At 51.5% G+C, this 26981-nt stretch carries 17 protein-coding genes and 1 pseudogene; 1 reads left to right on the forward strand and 17 read right to left on the reverse strand.

Features of this window, described 5'->3' with window-relative positions:
- Positions 1-185, forward strand: a pseudogene (locus V3C63_RS09245) (relaxase/mobilization nuclease domain-containing protein); the annotation flags it as partial.
- Between the two features lie 688 nt (positions 186-873).
- Here the strand turns inward: V3C63_RS09245 and V3C63_RS09250 are convergent.
- The 17 genes from V3C63_RS09250 to V3C63_RS09330 all read right to left on the reverse strand — a co-directional run bounded on the left by V3C63_RS09250 (position 874) and on the right by V3C63_RS09330 (position 26936).
- Complete coding sequence (locus tag V3C63_RS09250) at positions 874-1122, reverse strand: glutaredoxin family protein (RefSeq protein WP_329887497.1); 249 nt, start codon at positions 1120-1122, stop codon at positions 874-876.
- 38 nt (positions 1123-1160) lie between these two features.
- Complete coding sequence (locus tag V3C63_RS09255; protein ID WP_273268669.1) at positions 1161-1805, reverse strand: cytidylate kinase-like family protein; 645 nt, start codon at positions 1803-1805, stop codon at positions 1161-1163.
- Positions 1806-1846: 41 nt separating this feature from the next.
- The gene (locus V3C63_RS09260; RefSeq protein ID WP_329887498.1) at positions 1847-2857 is read right to left on the reverse strand and encodes a type IV pilus twitching motility protein PilT; all 1011 of its coding nucleotides are present in this window, start codon (positions 2855-2857) and stop codon (positions 1847-1849) included.
- Positions 2858-3058: 201 nt separating this feature from the next.
- Positions 3059-5464: a sulfatase-like hydrolase/transferase gene (locus tag V3C63_RS09265; protein ID WP_329887499.1), complete on the reverse strand. Its 2406-nt coding sequence runs from the start codon at positions 5462-5464 to the stop codon at positions 3059-3061.
- A 237-nt stretch (positions 5465-5701) separates the two neighbouring features.
- Entirely contained in the window at positions 5702-7468 is a 1767-nt protein-coding gene (pyk, locus tag V3C63_RS09270; RefSeq protein ID WP_329887500.1) for a pyruvate kinase, read from the reverse strand.
- 118 nt (positions 7469-7586) lie between these two features.
- Positions 7587-8546 carry a 6-phosphofructokinase gene (pfkA, locus tag V3C63_RS09275; RefSeq protein ID WP_329887501.1) on the reverse strand — a complete coding sequence of 320 codons (960 nt, stop codon included), beginning with the start codon at positions 8544-8546 and terminating at the stop codon, positions 7587-7589.
- On the reverse strand, positions 8543-12079 hold the full coding sequence (locus V3C63_RS09280; RefSeq protein WP_329887502.1) for a DNA polymerase III subunit alpha: 3537 nt from the start codon (positions 12077-12079) through the stop codon (positions 8543-8545). Before V3C63_RS09280 ends, pfkA begins: the two co-directional genes overlap by 4 nt.
- Positions 12080-12173: 94 nt before the next feature.
- On the reverse strand, positions 12174-12629 hold the full coding sequence (locus V3C63_RS09285; protein ID WP_329887503.1) for a VanZ family protein: 456 nt from the start codon (positions 12627-12629) through the stop codon (positions 12174-12176).
- A gap of 193 nt (positions 12630-12822) precedes the next feature.
- Positions 12823-13818: a SagB/ThcOx family dehydrogenase gene (locus V3C63_RS09290; RefSeq protein WP_329887504.1), complete on the reverse strand. Its 996-nt coding sequence runs from the start codon at positions 13816-13818 to the stop codon at positions 12823-12825.
- Entirely contained in the window at positions 13766-14569 is an 804-nt protein-coding gene (locus V3C63_RS09295) for a thioesterase II family protein (RefSeq protein WP_329887505.1), read from the reverse strand. Before V3C63_RS09295 ends, V3C63_RS09290 begins: the two co-directional genes overlap by 53 nt.
- 1 nt (position 14570) lies before the next feature.
- Positions 14571-16808 (reverse strand): ABC transporter permease, encoded by a 2238-nt coding sequence (locus V3C63_RS09300; RefSeq protein WP_273269337.1) that lies wholly within the window; start codon positions 16806-16808, stop codon positions 14571-14573.
- A gap of 12 nt (positions 16809-16820) precedes the next feature.
- Entirely contained in the window at positions 16821-17519 is a 699-nt protein-coding gene (locus V3C63_RS09305; protein WP_329887506.1) for an ABC transporter ATP-binding protein, read from the reverse strand.
- A 63-nt stretch (positions 17520-17582) separates the two neighbouring features.
- A complete protein-coding gene (locus V3C63_RS09310) occupies positions 17583-18329 on the reverse strand; it encodes a thioesterase II family protein (protein WP_329887507.1) in 747 nt (248 codons plus the stop codon).
- The gene (locus V3C63_RS09315) at positions 18329-19873 is read right to left on the reverse strand and encodes a phosphopantetheine-binding protein (RefSeq protein ID WP_329887508.1); all 1545 of its coding nucleotides are present in this window, start codon (positions 19871-19873) and stop codon (positions 18329-18331) included. The genes V3C63_RS09310 and V3C63_RS09315 overlap by 1 nt, the downstream gene beginning before the upstream one ends.
- Positions 19870-20526, reverse strand: a complete 657-nt coding sequence (locus V3C63_RS09320) for a 4'-phosphopantetheinyl transferase family protein (protein WP_329887509.1) — start codon at positions 20524-20526, stop codon at positions 19870-19872. Before V3C63_RS09320 ends, V3C63_RS09315 begins: the two co-directional genes overlap by 4 nt.
- On the reverse strand, positions 20523-21818 hold the full coding sequence (locus V3C63_RS09325; RefSeq protein ID WP_329887510.1) for a hypothetical protein: 1296 nt from the start codon (positions 21816-21818) through the stop codon (positions 20523-20525). Before V3C63_RS09325 ends, V3C63_RS09320 begins: the two co-directional genes overlap by 4 nt.
- A gap of 15 nt (positions 21819-21833) precedes the next feature.
- Positions 21834-26936, reverse strand: a complete 5103-nt coding sequence (locus tag V3C63_RS09330) for a non-ribosomal peptide synthetase (RefSeq protein WP_329887511.1) — start codon at positions 26934-26936, stop codon at positions 21834-21836.
- Between the last annotated feature and the right edge of the window lie 45 nt (positions 26937-26981).

The following is a 26981-nucleotide window of genomic DNA, read 5'->3' on the forward strand; positions in this document are numbered from 1 at the left end:
TCCTTTGAACCGGGAGAGGTCAGCTTTGAAAAAGCACATGAGATCGGAAAGCAGCTTGCGGACGCAGTCACGAAAGGACAGTATGAATATGTCCTTACCACTCATATTGATAAAGGGCACGTCCATAATCACATCATTTGTGTGCCGTTAATTTCGTAGACTATCACAAATATAATTCCAATAAAAGCGAAAGAGCATTCGATCTGATTTAATGAAACTGGTTATTGAGGTTGATTATATTCTGTCTTGAAAGTTATATCTTAAAAGTTGTATTAAGCCCGATAGAAGTTTCGCTCTGGGGACCTTGTCTTGCTGATGTGAGTATCAATTTTTGTCATTATTCTATTGTCTTTGACGAACCTGATAATTAGTTTCAATGTTATTAGTTATATAACTCCCTTTTCTTAATCCGTTGGTTATCTCCGAATAAATATCATTACCATTGGAATTTTTGATTGTGATAATTAAAACGAATTCCTGAGGTACATATAGTCCATTTAAAACCATTTGCTACTCGCGCTGTTTCAAATTTTTCATCCCATTTTGATTCGAGAGAAACTTGTCCTTTATCATTAATTTTCCCACCATCCAAATAAGAATATGTTTCAAAACTAACATCAATATTAGTTCTACAATACTCACGATCGTATTTCGAGTTAAGAGTCGGTCAGTAGGAAAAGGGCATCCGCATTTCACCGATATATCTGTCGTTTTTGATAAGAAACTTTAGATATGAGAAATTATACATTTCCAGATGTGATCCCTGAGATATTTTTATATAAAAACACAGCTTTTTATCAATACCGGTCATTTTAAGCACAAAAATAAGCGACCGGGCTGACCGCTTATTAAATCCCTTTATTTTTTATCGGCTTATTTTTCGATATTGCCGGCTTCGACCATCGCCACCAAATCGTCGCAGCCGCCGATGAAATGGTCCCCGAAGAAAACATAGGGGACGGTGGTCTGGCCCGTCTTTTCAATCAGGGCAGCTTTTTCATCGTTCCTGCCCCAAATGTCGTGATCAATAAACGGAATCTCCAGTTCGTTAAGCAATCTTTTTGCCCGAATGCAAAACGGACAAGTCGGCCAAGTGTAAAGTTCAACATTTTTTGCTTTCATTCGAATCTCCTTTTTGCTTTGTAATGATTTGATGGTTCTTATCTTCGCGATTGCCGGCGAGTCAAAATGGCGTCAACCGTCATTTTAAGTAAGTCGACACAGCCATCTTCTCCCAGAACGCCGCTGTTCAGACAGATATCGTAATTTTCGGCATCGCCCCAGCGTTTATCGGTGTAATAAGCGTAATAATTGGCACGGCGTTTGTCCATCTTTTTAACCATCTCGGCCGCTTTCTTTTCGGTTTTATCGTAAAGCTTGGCGACCTGATGCACCCGCTCATCATGATCCCGATGGATATACACCGAGATCGCATCCGGATCTTTGCGCAGAATATAGTCGGCACAGCGTCCCAAAATCACGCAGCTGCCCTCATCGGCATAACGCCGAATGACGTCGCTTTGCGATAAGAACACACGATCTGTCATCGGCAGTGCCGTCAAGGCCGACGGTGTCACAGCACCGCCGTAAGCTGTGCCCGCCGCAATGGCATACAGCAAAGAATTGGTCGGCGTTTCCTCAAGCGCCTTGACCATATTCGGGGCAATACCCGTATCCTTAGCGCTTTCTGTAATCAATTCCTGATCGTAAAAAGGAATGGCCAGCTCCTTGGCAAGCCGTTTGGCAATATTACTGCCTCCGCTGCCAAATTGTCTTGAAAAAGTAAGAATGACACGATCTGTCATTGTTTGTCCTCCCTTGCCTAATTCTCTGCGATGTCGTTCCATCATTTTTTACCCTGAGCCGGCGTCGACGCAATTTCGCCGCGCGCCGATAAGGCCTTAAGGGACTGCGCCATCGTGACGCTGCCCGCCTGCGCCCCGGTGAGCATCGCGTTTTCAATTTGCGACAGTTTGCCCTCGCGGATCATATGGCAGATAGCCGGCGTTGGCATCATCACCTCACAGGCCAGCACCCTGCCGCCGCCTTTTCGCGGTAGCAGCCGTTGAGACAGCACCGCTTTAAGCGTCATCGACAGCGTCGTTCGAATCAACGGCTGACGGCCTTCGGGAAAAACGTTAACGATGCGGTCAATCGCTTCCACCGCCGAGCCCGTATGCAGCGTTGCAAACACCAGATGCCCGGTTTCCGCTGCCAGAATGGCCGTTTCTACCGTCTCGAGATCCCGCATCTCTCCCACCAGAAGGACATCGGGATCTTCCCGCAGCGCCGATCGCAGCCCCGTTGCAAAATTCGAGGTGTCGCGGCCGATCTCCCGCTGATTGATCAGCGCCAAATCCGGCTGATACAGATACTCGATCGGATCTTCCAAGGTAATCACGTGCACCGCCCGCCGATGATTGATGTGATCGATAAGTGACGCCAGCGTCGTCGACTTCCCGGATCCCGTTTCTCCGGTTACAAGCACCAAGCCTTTGGGAAAATCGGCAAAGGTGTGAACCACTTCTGGCAGCCCCAGGGTTTCAATGCCCGGAATGCCTTCGGCCAATAGGCGAATGGCAATTGACGGCTGTCCCTGCTGCAAAAATAAATGGGTCCGGCATCGCCTTCCGGCCAGTGTCACAGCCAGATCCTGTTCGCCCGCCTGCAAACACGCCTGCCAATCCGCGCCAAGCAGTTCCTCGGCCAGACGTTCACACCCCTGCCGCGTGACCCTTTTCTCTGAAAGATTGCTCAAAGCACCATCAACTCGGCATTTCAGGAGACTTCCGCTCACCATGTGAATATCCGACGCCCCGCGTTTTACCGCTTGCCCGACCATTTTTTCTGCAATCATCGGCTGCTCCTTTCCCGGCACCTGCCTTCTGTTGGCGATTTCATTTTAACATGTCAGCTTTCAAATAACAATGCAGAAAAAACGGCCGTTTCCAAATTTATTTTCGGAATAACATCCTTCTGTCCCAAAACAAAATCGCATCAAAAAACCACTGCAAAACAGCAGTGGTTTTTCAAATTCTCTTTCTAACACATCATCGTTTTATTTCACCACATTGGTGATCGGCTGATCTTTCGTACGATATTGCTCGTCGTATTTCTTGAGGTATCCGCGCAGTTCGTCGTCGCTCTTGCCATCCACTGCATTTTTGTGGAGAAACAAGCGACGAACGCGATTTTTCCGATCGAACATGTTGTTGTAAAGCACCTTCTGGTAATTCTGAACACTGGTATTGTACTTTTTGCCGTCTTCAAGTGTCAGGTAATCACCATCCGATGTTTTAACTCCCTTGATGCTGAGAACCGGCAAGGTATCCTTCAAGGACTGCTGATATTTGTCATAAGCGGTCGTTTTGAGTCCAAGCGTCTGGAGCAGGGTGGTTTGCAAGTAATTCACCGAGAGATCGTTATTGCTCTTTTCCTGAATGTCATAATTGGTCCAGATCACATAAGGAGTCACATATTGCTGTTGGGTTTCTTCATTGGTCCAATTATCTCGGGACTTGCCCTTTATATCGGTGTAGAAATTATCGTTCAGCCGCGGCTGATGGTCGCCAAAGAAAACGACGGCCACCGGTTCCTTTTGCGATTTGAAATAATTGATCATTTCTTTCAGCGCTTTGTCGGATTCGCGCATGAGAGTCAAATATTCCTCTTCGTAAGAATAATCGGTCGCACCTGATGTTCTGTGGGGCATGCTGGTGATATGCACCTGATCCATGCCTGCCGTCCCTACCGAATAGCCTCCGTGATTGGCGATGGTCACGTCGAAGATGAACTGCGGCTTACTGCCGCGGTTTTTATAGAGGTTAATAATCTTTTGATATGTCGCGCGATCACTGGTGTAATTGCGGGTCAATTCAGCATTTCGGAAAGAATCTTCATAGAAATAGGTGTGATCAAAGCCAAGATATGGATAGACTTTGTTGCGCTTCCACGCAGTCGACTGCCCCGGGTGCATAGCATAGGTTTCATATCCCTGAGCCTTCAGATTTTTAGCCAAGCTAGGCGTCGTATTGGTCACATACATCTGATACGGACGGCTGTTCTGAGGCACAAACGCCGTGGAGTTCCCCGTTAAGAAGGAGAATTCCGTATTGCAGGTCCCGGCGCCGTAAACGTCCACATAGAGTTTTCCGCGCACGGTGTTTTTTTTCAAACTGTTAAAGAAAGAAATATAGCTCTTGTCGGTCTGCATATTCCCAAGGACGGATAAATCTGAAAAGCTCTCGTTCATCACCGCGATGATTGTGGGTTTTTTCGTGTTGCTCCCCGTTGCTGTGGTTATAGCATTTTTGCCAGTCTGGGCATTGGCCCCCACTTCGTTTTCCGCCTTTTTCGCCCCCGAATGAACAATTCTCTTGACAGATGCCACCGAATAACCATCCGGCTTGGTGACGTGCAAAAGCTTCGCGTTAACGGCAAAGGCCGTAACGTATTGGTTGTTTTTCGGCGCCCACGAATCATAAATATCTTCTACCGGCACATGAGCAAACAGCAACGCAAACACGGCCGCCAATCCTACGGCGGAAAGACGCATTACCAAATTTTTGCGTTTGACCGGCGTCAACTTTTTCGGCAGGTGAAAACTCATGACAAATACGGTGATAAACAAATAAATCCCCGCAATGATATCGCCGCTGATACTCAAAGTATAGCCTTTAACCACCTCTAAACCGGTACCTGCGGAAATTAAATCACCAAAATAAAAAGGATCTCCGCGAAACAGCAGCAGAAAATGGTTGGTAATCCCTAGAATCAAAAGGATGATGGCCCCGGCTTTTACACTGATGCGCAGCCGTCCGGTAATGGCATAAAAAATAAAGAAAATCATCAGGATGATGAGGAATGCCAAAAAAAGATTGCCAAAGCCCATCGGATCCATGCGGCTACCTGTGAATTCCGGCATCCCGCAGGCCAATTGAACCATGCCCTGGGTCATCAAGAGAACGAGCAGCATCACGATGACCCGCCATGTTTTGGCCGCGCGGTCTTCAAAGTTGAGCTTAAAGGCTGTGAACAGCGCAGTCAGCCCAATCGAAACGACGACGATCCCCCAATAGCGCATGCGGATTTGAGTCTGCTCGAAATGGCCAAACACCGACATCGCCACGCCTAGGCCAATCATTAAAATCAATGCTGCGATCAAGCGAATTCCGCTGGTTTCAATCGGAATCTCGAAAGTTCGCCTCATCAGTTTAAGCAATCCTTGTTGGGGATTAGGATTCCCCGCGCCTTTCAAGCCAAGGCGAACTTTTGGCCGCGCGCTCTCTTTTTGTTCGCCGCGATCGGTTCGGCCAAAGTGAAATTTTAAACCCGATAACTTAGGCTTCAATACCTTGTCCGGCGTTGCTGTTTCCGGCGGCGTTTTCGCCTCAGTCGCATTCTGTTCGGACATTTGCTTTGTTTCTTCAGGTCGTTTTGTCGCAGGCTGTTTCGATTCTGCCACCATTCTACCTCCATGCTGATTCTATTTAATGATGGTGCGCCGGCCGGATTCCGTTCCGGTGCGTTAAATCACCACCGTTTTCTCACCATCGACGGCCCACAAAAGGTCCCATCCTCCAAATTTGCTTTAAAAAAGGGCAAACTGGCCCCGTAATTGGACTCCAGTTTACCCTTTTTTTATATGGTATGCAAGTTTTTCATTTAAAATTTAAAGGTTATTCCAAGCTTGGAAACACTCTCAAATGCGTTTATTGCGAACCGCGCCCTGATAAATCATCCCATTGAGCGGATCCACAGTGATCAATTTACCTTCATCAATCACGGAGGTCGCCTTTTGAACGCCTTTAATCACCGGAATGCCATAATCTTTCGCCACGTGATCTGCCTCGGTGTTAAAACCTGTCTCCGATGTGATCACGGCCGCCGCTTTTTCGATTGCGCCATAAATACCCGGCGTGATCACCCGTGTCACCACAATATCGCCTTCGTTGAAATCGTCCAGCGTATCCGGGGTAACAAAACGCGCAAAACCCGTGACCATCCTATCCCCGACGCCCATCCCGGAAAGAATGGCATTGCCGACTGTCCGCACACGAATCATGTTTGTATTGCCCTGAATTCCAAAGGGGAGTCCGGCCGACGCGATAACCAAATCGCCGACTTTGACAATACCCATCACTTCGAGGATGCGGTTAACATCGCTGACAAGATCTTCAATTTCGGTAATCTTTGGAATATAGATGCAGTAAACGCCCCACTGCAGACAGCAGCGCCGCACGGTTTTCATATTATCCGAGACCGCTGCAATCAAACAATCCGGCCGATACTTCGAGAGCATCCGCGGCGTATAACCGCCGGATGTCGCGGCAATAATCGCTCGGATATCCAAATTGTCCACCATGTTGACCACTGCCGAACATACGGCATTCGTCACCGTTCTTTCGCCATTCGTCACGTGATGGCGCATCTGGTAGGTTTTAGAATTTTCCGTTTTGCGCACGATTCGCGCCATGGTCTGGCACGCTTCGACGGGATAATCGCCGGCTGCCGTTTCACCTGAAAGCATCACTGCATCCGTGCCGTCAAAAACGGCGTTGGCCACGTCACCGACTTCCGCGCGGGTTGGTCTGGGATTGCGAATCATCGAATCGAGCATTTGCGTCGCCGTGATCACCGGCTTCCCGACGATATTGCAGCGCTGGATGATGTTCTTTTGTACCAACGGCACATCCTCTGCCGGAATTTCGACGCCCAAGTCCCCACGGGCCACCATAATCCCGTCCGAAACAGTGATAATCCGCCGGATATTGTCGACGCCCTCCTGGCTTTCAATCTTCGAGATGATCTGCACGTATTCCCCTCCGGCTCGATCAAGTACCTTGCGAATGGCAATGACATCCTGGGGTTTACGAATAAAAGAAGCCGCGACAAAGTCGATTCCCTGGGCTACCCCGAATTTCAAGTCCGCTTCATCTTTCTCCGTCAGGCCCGGCAAATTGATGGCCACACCAGGAATATTCATGCTCTTACGGCTGCCCAGTTCACCGCCATTATCAATACGACAGACGATGTCTTCCCCTTTAATTTCAGTTACCGTCATTTCAATCAGACCATCGTCGATCAAAATGGTGTTGCCAACTGACAAATCCCCGGGCAATTCCTTGTAACTGACCGAAATCCGTTCGGCATCTCCTTCGATATCTTTCGTCGTGATGGTGATCGTTTCCCCCTCGGTCAGAGTCGCTTTATTGTCTTTTAAAACGCCGGTCCGGATTTCCGGGCCCTTGGTATCCAGCATGATCGCCACAGCGATGCCGGCATCTCTTCTGGCTTTTTTAATGCGGGTAATGCGTCTGGCATGTTCTTCGTGATCCCCGTGGGAAAAATTCAGTCTAGCCACGTTCATTCCGTTGGCGATCAATGCCTCCACCACGCCGTCACGATCTGTCGCCGGCCCCATCGTACATATCATTTTTGTTTTCTTCAGCACTGCCGGATTTGGCATTTTCTCTTCCTCCTGCCTTTAAAATCAATTCATCTGCAAGATCAGTCTTCTGCATTCTCGCCTAAGCCGCCTTATCATTCACCGCATTGATCATTGATTGTTTTCGATCCGGCATGCTCTACATCGATAAAATCTGTGTCATCTGATACATGGCTTCATCAAAAACCTTGGGTGTTGCAAGAGCTTCTTCAAGTTCAACCGCCAGATATTTGCCGTTGCGATTGACAATGACCGTCCCCGTATTCCCTTCCAGAATAGCATTCACCGCCTGATACCCCATATTGCTGGCCAAATTCCGGTCGAAGTGGCTGGGTGCCCCCCCCCGCTGGATATAGCCGAGGTTCGTCCCTTTAGTTTCAACCCCGGTCAACTCTTGAACTTTTTTACAATAATCACGATAACCGCCGCAGCCTTCTGCCAGCATGATAATGCTGTGCATTTTGCCACGGTCCCGACCTTCGATCAACCGCTGACAAAGCACTTCAAGCGGCACATCCCTTTCCGGGATGATCATCGCCTTGGCTCCACAGGCCAAGCCGGCATACATGGCAATATCCCCGCAACGGCGCCCCATCACCTGCACCACATTAATGCGATTGTGGGAAAACGTTGTATCCCGAATCTTGCCGATGGCTTCAATGGCTGTGGATACCGCCGTGTCAAAACCGATGGTATAGTCCGAAGCGCCAAAATCGTTGTCAATGGTGCCCGGAATGCCGACGACTTCAATGCCCAGGCGCTTTAAACACATCGCCCCATTGAGACTGCCGTCGCCTCCGATCACCACCAAAACTTCGATTTCGTATTCTTTTAACACTTCGGCAGCCCGTTTCTGCCCGGCGGAAGTCGGGAAAAAATCCGATCGGGATGTTTTTAAAAGCGTGCCCCCGCGATCAATAATGTTTGCCACCGAATGACTGTTCATCGGATAAATATCCTGCTCCAAAAGCCCGGCGTAACCACGGTTGATGCCATACACCTCAATGCCGTTAAATACCGCGGTGCGAACCACTGCGCGAATAGCCGCATTCATGCCCGGTGCATCACCGCCACTGGTTAAAATTCCTATGCGTTTCATCGTAGTTTTACCTTATCCTCTCCGAGGATTCCTTTCAATTGATTGATTAATACCTGATCGAACCGGATCCACAGCCGCTTGTCGGCTTTAAATTTTTTCTGCTCATGCACAAAATACAACACGACTGGAGTCTCTCCCGGAAACCGCCGCAGAATTGGTTTAACCTGCTCAAGAAGATACTTCTTGGAAAAATCATTGAATGTGAGCACCAGCGACCGGACACACTTTGATGCATCGGTACTGGTGTTATTGACCGACGGCAACGGTTTGCCCCCGTTACGCACCTGATCGATGGGCAGAATCTGATCGGCAATGATCGAAATGTTCATTTCCTCATTATAGTTGATGCGCCCGCGTATTAGAAGCGGTTTATCTGATTTTAACAAAGTTCGCGACCGCTCGAAGGTTCTTGGAAAGACGACCACCTCCATGCGGCCATACAAATCTTCCAATGTCAGAAAGGCCATCTGTGCATTGGCTTTGGTCAACTGGATTTTAAGCTGATCCACCAAGCCGCCAACGGTGACCCGCCCGCCGTCAGGAATACCTGAAGCCACCAAATCTTCGTAACTATCCATCATGCCCGAATTGAGATTGGTCTCCGACGACAAAATCCCCACATAATGCTCAAGAGGATGTCCCGAAACATAAAGGCCGAGCACTTCCTTCTCGCGCGCAAGTTTTTCGGCCTTGCTAAATGGCGGCACTTCCGGAAAGGTGTCCCCTTTATAGGCGCTCAGTTCTCCCATATCGAGCAATGACATCTGCCCCGACAGCCGGTCCTGCTTTTCCTCGGCAACCTGCTGCACAATCAAGTCACTGCCCAGTACCATTCGCGCTCGGTCTATTCCCAAAAAGTCAAAGGCGCCGGCCAAAATCAAATTTGCAGCCGCCTTCTTGTTCACGGCATGACTGTCTACCTTCTCGCAGAAATCCCGGAATCCGGTAAACGCACCTTCGGTCTGCCGTGCATTGACAATGGCTGCAATGGGTTTATCACCCAAACCTTTGATCGCTCCCAGTCCCATGCGGACGTTCTCGCGGCCATCGGCATTGATCTCCACCGAAAATTTTCGGCGGCTGATGTTTACATCCGGCAACAGCACCTGAATACCGCGCCGCTTGCAGTTATCGATATATTGCGAAATTTTCTTTTCATTATCCATCACAGAGGACATGAGCGCTGCCATGAATTCTGCCGGATAACGCCGCTTAAGCCAGGCCGTCTGATAGGCGATGACTGCATAGGCCGCAGCGTGGGATTTATTAAAGGCATATTTAGCAAAATCCTTCATTTCTTCATAGATTCTGCGCGCCGCTGCTTCCGGAATGCCCTTGGCCACCGCACCGGGCACCACCACCCGGCCATCGGTGTCTCGTTCGCCATGAATAAAGACTTCCCCTTCGGCGTCCATCACCTCGCTTTTCTTTTTGCTCATGGCCCGACGCACCAAGTCGCTTCGCCCCATCGAAAAGCCGGCCAGATCCCGGAAGATTTGCATGACCTGCTCCTGATATACCATGCAGCCATAGGTCACGTTCAGAATGGGGCGCAGCGCCTCGTGGGTATAAACGATGTGTTCCGGATCTTTTTTATTGGCAATGTAGCGCGGGATCTGATCCATCGGCCCCGGTCGATAAAGCGAGATGCCAGCGATGATATCTTCAAAAGTCTGAGGCTGAAGCTCGCGCATAAAAGCAATCATCCCCCGGCTTTCCAATTGGAAGACGCCCAGGCAATCACCGGAAGCGATCATCTCGTAAACACCGGCATCGTGCATATCAATGTGATCAATATCCACCGCAATCCCCCGGGATTCCTGAATATTGGCCACCGCATCGGCAATGACGGTCAACGTGCGCAAGCCCAGAAAGTCCATCTTGATCAGGCCCAGATCTTCCAAAAAGTTCATGGTGTACTGAGTCGTAATGGCATCCCCGTTGCGGTAAAGGGGAACGTATTCCGTTAGCGGGGCATCCGAAATGACGACACCGGCCGCATGGGTGGATGCGTGCCGGGCGAGCCCCTCCATCTTTTCCGACATGGCAAGCAGTCGCCTGACCTCAGCGTCACTATCTGCCATCTGTTTGAGATCGGGATTTTCTTCAATGGCTTCGTGAATGGTCACGCTCTGGCCGGGACGCATCGGGATTTCTTTGGCAACTTTATCCACCTGTGCATAGGGAATGCCCAGCACGCGGCCCACGTCCCGAACGGCACCGCGGGCCGCCATGGTCCCAAAGGTAATGATCTGCGCCACCCGGTCCTTTCCGTATTTTCGGATGACATAATCAATCACTTCCTGGCGCCGCTCATAACAAAAATCGCAGTCGATATCCGGCATGGTCACACGTTCCGGATTCAGAAAGCGCTCGAAAAGCAGATTGTACTGCAGCGGGTCCAAGGTGGTTATATCGAGGGCATAAGCCACCAAAGAGCCGGCGGCGCTGCCACGGCCCGGTCCTACGGGAATATTGTGGGTTTTCGCATAATGGATAAAATCCCAGACCACAAGGAAATAATCGTCGAATCCCATCGTGTGAATGGTATTCAATTCATAATCCATGCGCTCGCGAATTTCCGGCGTAATCGTCTCGTAACGTTTGGAAAGACCCGCTTCACAAAGGTGACACACATAATCACCCGCCTCAGTATAGCCTTCCGGCAGTTCAAACTTCGGCAGATGAGCGCTTTCCAAGTCGAAGGTGACATGACAGCGATCGGCGATCTTCTGAGTGTTGGCCAACACCTCGGGATGATCCGGGAACAGGGCCGCCATTTCCTCCGGCGACTTCATATAAAACTGATCGTTGGCATAACGCATCCGATCGGTCTCGTCCACCGTCGATCCGGTTCCGATGCACAGCAAAACATCGTGCGCTTCATAATCGTCCTGGCGCACATAGTGGCAATCATTGGTCGCTGCAAGCCCGATACCGTATTTGTCGGCCAGATGAAAGAGAAATTCCCGAACCTTGGCTTCCTGCGGCAGGCGATGATCCTGAACCTCCAAAAAAAAGTGATCCTTGCCGAAAATGCCGATATAGGTTTCGCAAAACGCTTCGGCCCTGGCTGGCTGTTCCTCCAAAATCGCCCGGGGAATTTCGCCGGCGATGCAAGCTGACAGACAGATAATTCCTTCGTGATAACGCCGCAGTGTATCGTGATCAATGCGCGGCTTGTAATAAAAACCGTCGATGAAGCCCTTGGAGACAATTTTAGACAGATTGCGATAGCCTTCGTTGTTCTCCGCCAGCAAAATCAGATGATAGGGCCGGTTGTCCTTCCCCGCTTCTTTATCCAACAATGTTCGCGGCGCCACATAAACTTCACAACCAATAATCGGATTGATCCCCTGAGCCACACAGGCTTTATAAAACTCAATCCCGCCGAACAGAACCCCGTGATCTGTCAGTGCCAACGCGTTCATTCCCATTTCTTTCGCCGTTTGAACGTAATCCGAAATTCGGCCAAAGCCGTCCAATAAACTATATTCCGAGTGAACATGCAAATGGGTAAAGGAAATGGTCATTGTGGCGCCTCCTGTTTAAAAGTTACTCCTATTATATCACAATCTCTCAATCCTTCAAGAAAAAGTCCCAGTCGGTCGAATTTGTTCCCGACTGTTATCTGTCGTGCGTTCGGCTTGCTCGCCGCGCACGCCGTCTACTTAACCACCAACACAAAGCAAGTCCCACAATCACACCAGCACTGTCGATAACAACATCCCTGGGTTGTCCGGCACGGCCGGCAACCAGCAACTGGTGAGTTTCATCTGTCATGGCATAAGCTACTGCTATGACTGCCGAACGCCAAAGCTGACGCTTTAACAACGTTTTGAAGTCAAAACTGTTAAAGAGCAGAATGGCCAGAATCGCATACTCCGTCATGTGGGCACCCTTTCGAATAATGAGCACTATCATCTGCGCTGACAACTCTTTTCCACCCGGCAATCCCGCGATAAGCCAGTGCGCTATCGACGAACTCAGCGTGCCTGAATGACTGCCGTCCTGAGCGCTAAAGCTGAAAATTACCGCCATCCAAATGAGACTGACTATTCTAAAAAAATATCGCCTTCGCATGTATTCCCCCCTGATCCTTTAAAATGATGCCCGTTATTTTAGCATATTTATCAAAGCAAACCCTTTGCTCATTTTCTTTAAAGGCCACCATGTGTGATTGCGTTTTCTAAAAAAGCGCAAGCGAAAACCAATCACGCATCTAATGCGTGGTTTTCTTCACAACAATAAAAAACCGGCCAGTGGCCGGATTATTTTAAGATTGACACGGGATGCCAAACTCCATGCAAAACAAATACTTTTGTTCCGGACGAAGCGCCAAATAGGTTTCTGCTGCCGAAGCCTTCATCTCGCCGATGCAGCAACTGCCCAATCCCAGAGCCGCCGCCATCTGTGTGAGGGTTCCTGCGAGAATCCCCGCATCTAAAATTCCGTAAAAATAAGCTCGATCTCTATATTTAGGCGTCGCAATTGCCGAATTGTACACCATGAACAGCGTAAAAGCAGATGATTCAAAAATCGGTTTGTTCAAAAACAAATGCGCATTCGCCGTGAACCTTGAAGGCGGCGTCTGCCGCAGCAGCCGTCCGTGTTTGGCATCCACCCCGTAAAGGCCGCCCGGCACCTGCTCCACGCGATTGTCCTTGACCAGACAGTAAATATCCAACGGGTACAAACCGCCGGCACTGGGATAGGCACAGTGCCGGAACGGTGATGTCCTTGCTGGCATCTGGCGCATTACGGCCATACATTGATCAAAATGCGCCCGAGAAACGAACGGCCGTGTGTCAAATTGTCGGCAGCTTTCCCGCTCGCGGTAAACCCGCGGCAATGTCGCTGATGAAAAATCCACGGCCTCGGCATTATCCGCCCCGATCCACTCCCGGTCCAATTGCTTGCGCCGGTAAGCGGCCACATAGTCTGCATCCTGAAAATGCGTCTGCGCGTCGTTTGGATCCTCCGGCATCAACGCCGCCTGACCATAAAAAATTTCGTCAATGGTTTGTACTTCTCCGATGAGAATGCGCAGGCTCTCCAGCTTGGCGATAAAGCGCTTCAGCCTGACGGAATTGAACTCCCGGTAGGACTGAAGCAATTGCTCCCGTCCAATGCCTGACTGCGTCCAAAAATAAAATTCCGGAAATAGAATGACGTAGCTCTCGGAAAAATAATACTGAGCGATGCGCAACTTGCCGTCTTCACAGATGGCCCAGTGCACGCCCGGCGCCCAATACAGCCGCTTTGTTTCCATGAGTGCAGTCCTTCCTTTCTTCACCAAACGGCGGATCGCAGGCCGCCAAGATTTCGCCGATTGCTTTCTCTACCGATGCCGGATGCTCAAAAAGATAAAAGTGACCGCCGGCAAATGCTCGAATGTTGATCGGGGACGCACTCACCTGCTGCCAATCCGACAGCTTGTTCAACGCGATCTCCGGATCCGACACGCCATAAAACACGTGAACCGGCGCCTGTATTTTTGGGCGGCTCGCATCCTTCGCCGGTTCATAGGCATCTAAAAGCGCCATATCCGCACGCACCGACGTCAGAAAAAAAGACAAATAGTCCGGATGCTCCAAAATTATCGGTGGTATTCCGCCCAACACCTTAAGGTATGCAATGAGCTGCTCATCACTTTTTTCACTGTGATGGCTGTTGATGTTAAACGGAGTTGTCTGCCCCGACGCGATAACGGCCCGCACATCAAATCCCGGCGATGCTTCCAAGCGCTTCGCCGCTTCCAAGGCAACAAAGGCCCCCATGCTGTGACCAAGCAAAACCGCCGCCTGCGTTTCACCTTTATTCTCCGCGAGGATTTCCCCCGTGAGCACATCGGTGAGCGCCGCCATCGTGAGCATACAGGGCTCTCGGTGCTTGCGCCCTCTTCCGGGATATTCGTACAGGTTTACCGTCAATCCCGGCAGTGCCGTCTCCAATCTTTTGAGGCCATAATAAGCATTGGCACTTCCCCCGGCATGGGGGAAACAATACAAGGTAAGCGCCATTTCACTCCCTTTCTTTCAGAACGGCCACTGCCTGGGTTTCCTTCCGCCGCAGATAGCGGGACAAGGCTGCCATGACCAGCGCATACACCAAGCAGGCAAACCCCATGACCATCAGGTAGTGCCGCGGCTGATAGGTCAAGTCGAGGCCGACCGAAACATGAGCTACAAACATGGGCCACAAGGCATCCATGATCGCTTTTCCCGCAAAGGTCGATACCGTCAATGCCATCACGAAAATAGGTAAATCGCACAACATGTACAATTTGCGGATTTCCCGGTGCGAATAGCCGAAGATGCGCATCAGTGAAATTGAAAATTCGGACCGATCCAGAATAAATTTCATCATCAGATAAATGATCGCCACGAAGATCACCATGGCAATGATCGTCGTCATCGCGGACAAGGGCCGCATGTTTTTCTGCAGGGTGGCCGCAAAATCCCGGATATCCTGTCGGCTCATCCGGGAAGCCACGATGGCATGATCCAGATGCAGCGGTTTTTTTGAAAAGAGCACATTATAAGTACCCGGGCGCTGCCCTTCCTTTTTCAGCAAGGTCTGCTTATCCATGAACACCGTTGTCCCGATGGAATACGAGCCCACATTAGCAATTCGATAGTGCACCTTGTCATCGGTCGTTTCATCCTTTAAAGTCAGGATATCGCCGGCTTTTGTCTGCGTTTTAATCGCCACGGAAGAAGACGCGATCACCTTCTGCCCTTTGACCGTGTGAATCTGCCTGAAATAGCTGCTCTTCCGATCGATGCCCAGCACCGTAACCTCGATATGCGATCCGTCCGCCGCGTCGCAGCTGTAAATTTTAGCATAAGCCGCCTCGCTGCCTTTTGGCTGCGTCTTTGGCTGCCGTTTCAAAACATACATGTAACGATAGGTGCAGTCCCGGCGATTCTGGGCGACCAGATTTTGCACACAAACCTGTATGTTCATTGCCATCATCAAAAGCAAAACCGAAAGAAAAACGCCGACAATCATGGCGATGCGGCATTTGTATTCCCGCAGCAGCTGGCGGATCATAAATCGCGTGTTAAAATCAAATCGCTTGAGCGGCAGACCTGACGTTTTAACGACTCTCCGCTGGTGTCGCAGCAGTTCAAGGGGACTGCGCGCCAGTTTGCGATTTAAGAGAATGCCATTGACCGCCACGATGATCAGCGGCGGCACGAAAATCCCATAGACAAACAAATACTGGGAGTAAACGGTCGGCAGCAGGGGCAGAGAATAATAGCCCGTCGTCGATGACAGTTGCAGACCGATACCCGCCTTGGAGAAGCCGAGTAGGGTGCCGGCGATTCCTGCAAACGCGGTCACGATCAGCGGCAGCGTCAAATAATGGCGAATCATCGTTTTTCGGTTAACGCCCATGGCGAAGAGCGCACCGATGACCGCACTTTCCTTTTCAACAGCGTTGGCCTGGAAAATCGAAATCACAAAACCGATTAATGTCAGCAAAATCACCCCGCCGACAATACCGGACACGCGGTTCATCGAAAGATCCTCCACCGCCTCACCGATTCGCGCGTTGTTCTCGGCCCTGGTCTGAGAAAGCACCACCGCCCCGTTGGCCGAGAATAGCCGTTTCACTTTCTGATCGGAGAGTTTTCCGTGCCTGCGGTACGCATAAGTAAAACTTTGAGCAGAAACCGCCCGGCGGGTTGCCAATAATTTTTCATAGCCTTCCTTTGTAAAAAAAGCCGTGCCGAAATTTTTGCTGTCAGCGCTGACGTCGCTCAAATTTTTCAGCGGAGTTTCGTAATCCGGCGAGCAACCGACGCCGACAAGCCTAAACGTCTCGCCGGCCAACGTCACATCATCTCCCACGCGCCATCCGCGCGCTTCGCTAAAATGCTGTTCTAAAAAAATCTCATCCGATCGGCGCGGCAGCCGGCCCTTCGTCGCCGTTATCTTGTTGATCCCGCTGCGCTTGACAAATGCGCGAACCGTCGCCTTCCCGCGTTTAAAATCCAGATATCGCTGATCCTCGACGCTCACCCCGGCAGCCGTCAGCGCCTTTACGGCCCGATCACCGGCGGGCATCAGGGTCGTGATTTCGCCGTCTTCCGCGTGAACCCTCCGGGCATTCGCTCGCATGCGCAGATCCACCGTATCCGCCGAAGCAATCATCGAAACGATAAAATACATGCCCAGTGCGATAAGCACAAACAAGGCAAGGTAAGCCGGCAAATGCTGTCTGAAATTTCTGAAAATACGTTTTTTTAACACGCCGCTGCCTCGCTACCATTCCAACTCGCCGGCGGCCAGAGGATGATCATGATACAATTCCTTGGCTATCTTTCCATCCCGGATCTCCACCACATGATCGGCCATTTCCCCAATGGCCATGTTGTGCGTGACGATGATGATCGTGGTGCCGTATGCCTGATGCACGCGGGTCAAAAGCCCCAGCATCTCTTTTGAAATCGTGTAATCCAGGGCCCCTGTCGGCTCGTCGCAGAGAAGCAGCCTGGGATTTTTGATCAGTGCCCGAGCGATGGCACAGCGCTGCTGCTGTCCGCCGGAGAGCTGTGCCGGAAACAGATCACGCTGATCCTCGAGCTCCAAGGTCGCCAGTAGCGATTCAAGACTCAAAGGCTGCGGCGAAAGATTTTGACATACCGCAATGTTCTCCACTACGGTCAAGTCCGGAATCAAATTGTAAAACTGAAATACAAACCCCAGCGTATCGCGGCGGTACACCGACAGCTCATCGCCGTTCATCTGCTCCAGATGGGCACCGTCAACCACAACCTCCCCGCCATCCACACGATCCAGAGCGCCAATGATATTGAGCAAGGTCGATTTCCCGGAACCGGAGGGTCCGAAGATCACACAGATTTCACCCGCCTCAATTTGAAGTGACAGCGTCTTTAAAACCTCATTGCGATTTTCCGCCGTACCGTAGCCTTTTTTAATGTTTTTTAATTCAACCAGCATTTTTTCTCTTTTCTTTATTTACATTTTCTTCGCTCATTCTGTCTTCCCAGCCGAATCATGTCCTTATCTCTCAAGCATGGCGCGTATCTTTTGCGCAATGACTTTTGCATTTTTTGCCAGAAAATAATGATCGCCGTGCACTGTGAGGGTTTCGCGCGGCCCGAGAATGTACGCTTGCCATTTTGCTAAATCCTCTGCAGGCGCCAGCGAATCCTCATCCGCCTGCACGCAAAGCAGCGGACAGTCGATTTTAAAATCTGCCGGATAACGGTATTTGCCCAGCAATTGCATATCCGCTTTTAAAATCGGAAAATAGTAATCCATAAAGGCCGGCATTTTAACAGCGGCTTCATCGATGCGCCCGGATTCCAAAAGAAAGGTCAGCAGATCCGCATCCGACATCGCCGCTACATTGGCACCGATGGCCTGATTATCGGGCGGCGTACTCCCTGAGGCCACGAACAGTCGCGGCGCTTTTCCCTGTGCCTTTAAACAACGCGCCGCTTCATAGGCGATCAGGCCGCCGGTGCATTGCCCGAAGAGAACCGCCGGCTTCTCAAAAACCTGTGCGTTTTCCTCGATCAAAGACGCGGCCAAGGCTTCGACGCTCTCGGGCATCGTCTCGGCCATACGCCGTTCCCGCAGCGGATAAAGCACCGGATAAATGCCGTACGCCTCTGGAAAAAGGCCTTTCCATTCGCTGAACTGACTCGCCGTCCCTCCGGCAAAAGGGAAACAGACGATATTAACCGCCGCCGATTCCCGCGATGCGCCATGGGCAAACCATGGCGTTAGTGACGTTTTTGCCATTACGCTTCCTCCCAGCCGAAGACGGCTACCGCCATTCGGCGCACCTCCTCCTCGGAGTCGGCATAAACCTTCATCGTGCAATGCATTTTATCACCGGAGGTGAAAATTGTCAGACGATTTTCTTCAATATTTTCTCCGAGCTTGGTCAGCTTGGCTGCGGTTATTGACGATCTTGTGATCGGCACCACCTGAAGCAAATCCTCGTTGGTTCCCTGATATTCGGGAAACAGACCGACGTAATTCAGAATCGGAAGGTGATGTGCCAGAAAGCGAGAAGACCAGCGCGGCATAATTTCATAAATCAGCTCCGGATTGGCCTCGCTGGAAAAATCGGCCGAATTATGCGTGGTTTTCATTACCTGAAATCGGGGATTATAAATCGCCACAATCGTATTGAGCCAAAGCCCTAGCGTGTTGGCGTTGTGACGATTCCGACCGTTAGCCAGCACCGCGATAGGCAAACGCCCTGCATAACCGGTTGTGAACGCGTGACATTGGACGTAAAGCCGGGCGGTTGTCTGCAGGGCATCCTGCTGAAACCCCTTGCGCATGCTGTCGCTCATGGTTTTGCAGATGGTCATCGAATAAAAGCGCTTTCCCCGAATGGACCGCATGTATCGCAGCAAAGCTCCCGTCAGGCGAACGGCAATTTTCCCCAGCACGCGTACCCGTTCCTCCAGGGTCGGCCGCCTTGTCCGCACGTATTCGCTGTAATCCAATATGCCGTCACCGCTTTGCGCCTCCCCTTTTAAAATGGCCTCTAAGCGATCGGCCACCACCAGGTGTGACATCCGATCCCAGATACTGTGGTGCGCGTAAACACGGACCAGATGCTCGTCGTCGGAAAGGATAATGATTAGTACCTTGGCCAACAACTGTCCTTCCCCAAATAAATTCATGGCGTTGCGCGCGTCGGCCAGCCCTTCACAGATCGTTTCCCGTGTTTCCGAGCACTGTGCCGTATCAATCACCGGAATCTGCCAATCTGCGCTGTCGTATACATGCATGCGATGGCCCGAAGCCACACCGGTCCGCAGCGCCTCCTGTTCCTCAATGAACTGGCAAACGGCCGCCTTTACCCGCTCCGTGGTCGCCCCCCAAACATGCACCCGGGTGGATAGAATGCCTAAATAATTTTCCTTGCTCATCTCGATCAGATAACGCTGAAAACGAAACATCCGATAGTTCTTGCTCACAGCATGCAGCGCGTTGTCATTATACGCCTCAAAGCTGTCCCGGATCACCGCACTCGTCAGTCGGCGGCCCGCATCAACAATCTCTGTGTCGGCCTTTCCCGTCACACTGATCGTTTTCGGTGCCGTCTGCTCTCCGATTAAATGCAAAAATGCTTCAAGGGTTTCGTGCGCATAAATATCTTGGATGCTTAAGTCGACGTTTAACTCCTGTTTGATCATCTCCAGCATGATCACCGCCTGCAAGGAGTTGCCGTTCATGTCGAAAAAGGATTCCGACCGGTCGATGGTCTCTCTTTTCAATACTTCTTTCCAAATCTCCGCCACTTTTTCTGCCGTCGCTGCTGTCACCGCATTGCCTCCCGTTCTTGTTCACAAAATTGCGTTAATGTTTGCAGTGTCACCTGATTAAAAACAGGCATGGTTTCTCCGAAAAATGTAATCACGTTGTTTTTTCTGGCCGTATTTTCGTGCCAAAGGCCTGCCCGGCGTCCACAAAATCCCACAAGGGGTGTCATGTCCGTCGCCTTTAGCTCGCCACTCAGCCCGATCCCTCGGTATTTCCCGGCGGCCTCCTTGAGCGACCACAGCTGGGTGAGCGTCACCGCGCTGCGATGTTTCCGCCAATAGCGCATTTCCGGCGCCGATAAGAAAAATGCCGGATCACATACCGTTTCAGAAAAATACGCCTCGACATCCACGCCCACCGGCCGGTCGGACACGGCGCAGACAACCGTCGCGTCCCGATGACTGAGATTAAAATACGGCCCGTTTGAATAATAGGGTTTGCCGAACGCTCCGCGTCTGAGCACGCCCGGATCTTTCCCCAGGTATTCCCGGCGCATTGCGAGTCTCAGCAAAAGCGCCCCGACGATGAGACCGCGCTTTTTCAGCGCGTTCTGCTGTCGCCTCACCCGTTCTTTTCGCGCCTTTGACAACAAACACAAAGACCGTGCGCACCACCGTTCGCTCAATCGATCAGCTTCATCAAAAATGTAAATCATCCGTGCTCCTCGGTTTTAACCGGATTGAAGATTTCACTGGTATTGAATTTATCCTTCAGAATCCGAGCATTCTCAATCCATTTTTGATACGCCTTCTGCTTGGTATTGTCGATGCTCACTGCTTTCTTCGCCCATTCCCGGCAATAGGTGCAGTCGCACTTCGTCGGTTTTCCGGCAAGGTCGCTTTCCAACCAGCAACTTTTACGATCACATTGATAATCGTGGATGAAATGCTCGAGAAAGCCGTCCAATTTTTGATTGTCAATATAGATATCCGGCAGCGCAAAAAACGCTGAATACCGGATCAGAGTATCCATGTCAATCTTTCCCGCCCGCAGGCTCTGGACATAGCCCGCGACATCAAATTGCTTTTGACTGTCGGCGTTATCACTGCCGATCCAATTCATGATATCCAGCAGATTTCCCTCGTATTTCTCTTCAATATAGGCTTTGACCACCCGGCATAAAAAAGCTGTGCTCTTTGTCCGTTCCACCAATTTAAGCACCAGGCGATCATTCCCCGTGCGCTCGCAAAGGGACTCATAATAATGCTGATCCTCCGGTCGAATCCAGTCCGATGCAATCATATTCGCCGGATGGGTCACCTTGCGTGTGTAGCAATTAACCAAACTGAAGTCGAAATAGTTTTTCTGTGAACGGCTGCCCATCTGACTGGAAGCAGAAACAGCTCCCGCATGGTTCAGCGCGTAGGGGCAATCATGCAGGCAGCCGTTATTGGCAATGATCCGAATCTTTACATTCCGATCGCGGTAAGTCTGAAGCACGGCCTCGAGCAAATCGAAATTGCGGGTGCAGTTTTCCGTTAAGGTCAGCTCATCGGCGCCCATCTCAACCCAGCTTTTCGCCTTGGACAGCGATCCGACAAAAGCGTAAATGCCGATAGTCACTTTGATGTGCGGAAACTGTCTTTTGACCAGCTGCAGCAAATAGGGCGAGCAGACAGTCAGCCAGCGAATCCCCATATCGCTGAGGGTCCCGATAAATTCGACGAGACGCCGATGATCCTCGGGAATGATGTCGCGATTTTGCAGCGTCAGTGTGTTCAACAGATAATTAAAGTCGATACCCATAGACCGGCAACGCGCATTATAGCGCGCCACCTCGTCCAGGCTGACCTCGTTTAAGGCGACCGATGCCCGCCCGCCGCCGACAATATCCGTTTTGAGCTTGCCAAACATGCTGACGATCTGGCCCCGCGTGTCCGTCTTCTCGATAAAATCCAGCAAAGTCGGATCAAAATTCGTCCCCACATCCAGCTTGATTTTTCCCATGATTCTTCCGCTCCATCATTCTCTGTGCTCGGCCACAATATCCGCCATCTCTTCAATGGTTTCAAACGCGAAGTATTGTTCCCGGGGAAACTTCAGCTGATAATGACTCTCCACTTCGTTGATGATCGTGAAGAGCTTGATCGAATCACCGCCAATATCGTAAAAATTTTGATCCACGCCGATCCCGTCCACGGTGAGCACCCGTGACCAAATCCGCTGGATCTGAGTTTCAAGCGGTGTCGCCGGCTGTTTTTGTGCTCCGGATCCAGCCAATACCTCCGCCTCCGCCAATTGTTTGCGGTCCACCTTGCCATTGACTGTCAACGGCAGGGTGTCCAACGCCACGACCGCCACCGGTACCATGTAGTTCGGCAACTGCCCCTTCAAGTCGGCCTTGACGGCTTCCGTGTCGACAGGCTTATCTGACACGACAAAAGCGAGAATTTCCTTCGCCTGGTCCCGTTCCTGCACCACCGCCGCGCTCTCATCAATTCCGTCCAATGAGGTCAGGGCCTTTTCGATTTCGCCGAGCTCGATGCGATGTCCGCGGATTTTCACCTGGGTATCTTTGCGGCCGGAAAAAATGATGTAAGTCTCTTCGCCCGCTTCATGCAGTCGGCCCATGTCCCCGGTCCGGTAAAGTCTGCCCAGAGCGGGATGTTCGATAAAGGACGCCGCGGTTTGAACCGGATTATTTAAATAGGCCTGTGCCACGCCGGCACCGCCGATAAAGAGCTCGCCCTCCACCTCCGGCGGACACAATGCCCCGGTGTAATTCAACACATAAACCTGCTGATTGGCCAGCGGCATCCCATAGGGAATGCTTTGCCAGTCAGGCCGGATCTCGCAGATCGGGTATTCGATGGACCAAATGGAGGCCTCGGTCGCGCCGCCCATGCTGACCACCTCAATCCCCGGCAGTAAATCCATGATCGTCCCCGGCAGGCTTACCGGAATCCAATCGCCGCTTAAAATAGCCAACCGCAGCAGATTATCGGTTACCGTGATCATCTGGCCGCCCGCTTCGGCAAAGCTGCGGCTTGCCTGCCGCTTCAATTCTTCCGCATACATCTGCATGAAAGCCGGCACAGAATTCCAGACGGTCACCCCCTCGCGGGCCACCAACGCAGCCACCTCACGGACATCCCGCGGGTCCTGCACCATGACCAGACGCGCACCGGCTGCCAGACTGCCGAAAATATCGTACACCGATAAATCAAAGCAAATGGAAGACAACCCGATGAAACGGTCCTCGCTGCCGACGCCGTAACGCCGATTGACATCCAAAATGGTATTAGCTGCAGCCTTGTTGGTAATCACGACGCCCTTCGGCCGGCCGGTGCTCCCGGATGTATAAATCGCATAAGCTACTGCATCGGGATCAGCCGCCGTTTCCGCGCAGGACAAATCGTTTGTGTCAAACGCATCCATGCTGTCGATCACGAGTCTGCAGCCCGCACTCGTCACAATCTTTTGCCGTCTACTCTCGGGATTTTCGGGATCCAGCGGAACATAAGCCGCGCCGATTTTTAGAATCCCGAGAATTGCCGCGATGGTCTCTTTCCGGCGATAGCCCATAACACCCACATAGTCTCCCTTGGACACGCCCCTGGCGGCGAGTCGTGAGGCCACGCAACCGGCCGCCTCGTGAAGCTGCGTGTAGGTATAAAACCCTGCGGCATCCTGCACGGCGACGCTTGCGCCATGCACGGCGACGCTTGCGGCAAACAGTTGATAGAGGGTTGTTCGGGGTATGGGCGCTGCCGTTTCGTTGTAGCGTTTCCATTTTTCGTGGCAGACCTCACTCGGCTGCAGGTAATCCGCGACGTTTCCGGCCTGATCCAGCGTTTGAAGGCAATGTTCGAACAACGCGAATATATCCCTCATCAGATCATCGTCAAAAAGGACCTGCAGATAATCCCAGGTCACCAAAATTCCCGCCGGCGTCTCCCGGGCCTGGCAGTCCAGATAAACCTGGGAGGTTTGACTGATGGCGTATCGCAGATCGCCGAGCTCGACCGCCGGCGCATCGGCCTGATCCAGCGTGCTGGTGAAAACGATGGGCATCGCGGCTTTGTTGCCGGTGCCCTGTTCCTTTTTGATATCCCGGAGCAATTCCACCCCGGTGTAATAGCGATGCTCCAATCCACAGAAAATTTCGTCCTGTATCGCCTGAAAGACCGTTTTGATCGGCGGGTTGTCCGCGAAGTCAAAAGGCAAGAGCATGGTCGAAGTAAAATCGCCCATCATCCGCGCGACATCCGGATGAAAGTCATATTTATTGAAGATGGTAACATTCAGCGTGCACCGCGGCTGATTGGCATAGGCCGACAGCGCCAATGCGTAGGCCGTGCAGATCGCCGAGGATAAGGAGATGCCGCTTGCCGTGGCCAGGGCGCGAAGCCGCGCAGTCTGATCCGACGAAAGGGTCAGACTCAGGCGTTTAAAAACCGCTGTTTTAGCTGCCGTGGTATCTTTGAGCCCCGGCAGTTGAGGCGCCGGCGGAATGGCGGCCGCCCGCGCCTGCCAAAAAGCCTTGTCCCGCGCATATTGCTCTGAGGCGTGAATCGCGTCAATCCCCCGCATAAAATCCCGGAAGGTGAAGGCCAATGGCTCCAGCGTCTTCCCGGGATGATCGTAGCACCACAGGAGCTCGCGTTTGAACATTTCGATGCTGCTCGCGTCCATGATGAGCAGATCGATGCCCAAAAAGAGATCGCTTTCCCGGTCGTTGATGCGCAAAGCCTTGAGTTCGAACAACGGCCAACGTTCCGCAGCAAACACCGCGTGGGACATCCGCGCCCGCTCCTCGGCCCGGATAGCTTCAAGCGTTTCGGCGTCCTCGCCCCGCCCGTCGATCACCTCGATATGATAGTGCGGCACCGCCTGTAAAATTTGCTGCCGGCGATCTTCGGTCATCACCAGGCGCAGATTATCCTGATGGGCAATTACACGGTTAAGCGCATCTTCGAACCGCGCCAAATCCAAATCCGTACGGTATTCATAATAACCGTGAGTCGAGATGCCGCCCATATCAAAGGCCTCTTCCCGACCCAACAAATAAGCCCGCTGGATATCCGTCAACGCAAAGGGCTCTGCCCGGCGCGCGGGATCGGGTTCGACGGAAAGACGCACCGGCGCCGCCGCTTCGTCCACATGCGCCTTGACAAGCGCCACAAAACTTTTTACATCAAAAACCCGCATCAGCGCTTTAAGGCTGAGGCGAATGCCGAAATGCGTCTGAAGTTTTGTGGCCAGCTGCATGAGCACGATAGAACTGCCGCCGGCTTCGAAAAAGTTTTTAGAATGCCGGTTGCCGCCGCTCTGAACGCTCTCGTTCCACAGATCCTGCAACTGCATGGACAGCGAATCGCCAAAGACAACCGGAACTGTTTCGTCTGCCGCAAGCGCTGCACGAATATCGCTGATAATCGGTTCAAACATCCCATCCTGATATTGTTTAATGAGTGCCGAGCGCTGAATTTTCCCGCTATTGGTTTTCGGGATGGCTTCAATGGGAAGATAATAATCAAAGGCGATGAATCGCTCCTGTTTGATGGCCAGATCCAACCGCCGAATTTTTACTGCAAAATCAGCCGTCGCCTGACTGCTTTGAATGAACAAAACGAGCTCGGGCTCGTTGTGACGGTTATAGATCTGAGAAGCGACAATCCGATCCTTAAGCGCCGGAAAAATACGCGCGATCCGATTTTCAATATCCAGCGGATAGTAATTCTGCCCGTTGATAAAAATAATGTCTTTTTTCCGGCCGGTAATGACGATCTCTCCATCAGAAAGATATCCCATATCTCCGGAAGCCAAGTATTCGCCGACCATGCGCTTTTGCATTTCGTTTTGATGGAAGAAATAGCGTTCGCTGATCGATTCCCCGGCATAGCATAGCTCGCCGATCGTTTCCTCCGGCAAAGCATGGCCTTCGTCATCTGCCACTAAAACCTTAAGCCCCGGAATCGGCGTTCCCACAGAGGCATACCGAACCTGCTGCCGATGTTCGTTCGTCTCGCCGGCACGTATTTGCGCGCGATTTTCACCCAGCGCATCAAAATCCAGGCGGTCCACGCGCATGGGCTTCCCTGCTTTCCCCAGAGAAACCGCAAACGCCGATTCCGATAAGCCATAGGCCGTTCGCAGGGCCACTGGCGAAAGACCCGCCGCCGCAAAGCGGCCGGCAAAATGATCGGCCAGTTCCGCATTGACCGGCTCTGCCCCCAGGAAAAAGTTTTTGACACAGGAAAGATCCAACATTTCTAACTCGGCGTCCGAAACGGCCGCATCCAATAATTTAAGGGCAAAATTCATGCCGCCCAGGACGGTGATCCTCCGATCGCTGACCTGGCGAAGAAACCAGTCCGGATGCTGCACAAACAACGGCGGCGGCATCACGCCCTGACTCGCCCCTTTCGCAATGGGAATCAAATGAAATCCGATAAATCCAAACGCATGGGTCAAAGGCAACCAGCTCAAACTCCGTTCCGAATCGTCATAATCCATGATGGAAAGCGCTGAGCAAATGGACGCCGCCATGGTTTTCTGCTTGAGCACAACCCCTTTGGGAAGATCCGTACTCCCGGAGGAAAAAAGAATGCAGCATTCATCTTCCGGAGTAATCTTCGGATAGACCATTCCCGTATTGCTGATGCGCCGACCTTTTTCCATCAGATCTTCATAGACCATCAGCGTTATGTTTTCAAAGGGCGCAATCGCTTTCTGATAATCTTTGAGCGACGCCTCGGGAATTAAAATCGTCAGTCTGACAATATCCCGACAAATATTGAGCTGTTTATCGAGAACGTCCCTGCCTGCCGCATCGCCCATAGCGAAGGGCAGCGCCATGGGCACGGCCCCCGCGTATTGAATCCCCCAAAAGGCTCGCGCATACTGTCCCGGCGTCGGCAGCTGTAGCAAGATCTTATTTCCCTTTTCGACGCCTGCAGCTATCAATGCATCGGCCAGCTTTTTGCCCTCCGCATTTAATTCGGCATAGGAAACCACTTCTGCCTCCACTGCACTTTTCCAAAAGCGTGCAGTCTTTTTGCCATAGAGTTTCAACGATTGGTCAAACATCTCCGTCATTGTCTGAAATAGTCTATCTCTCATTTCTCTCCCCCTGAAATTATTAGATCGAGTTAACATTAGAATCAT

The organism is Pseudoramibacter faecis, from assembly GCF_036289405.1.
GTDB classification, from domain to species: Bacteria; Bacillota; Clostridia; order Eubacteriales; family Eubacteriaceae; genus Pseudoramibacter; species Pseudoramibacter faecis.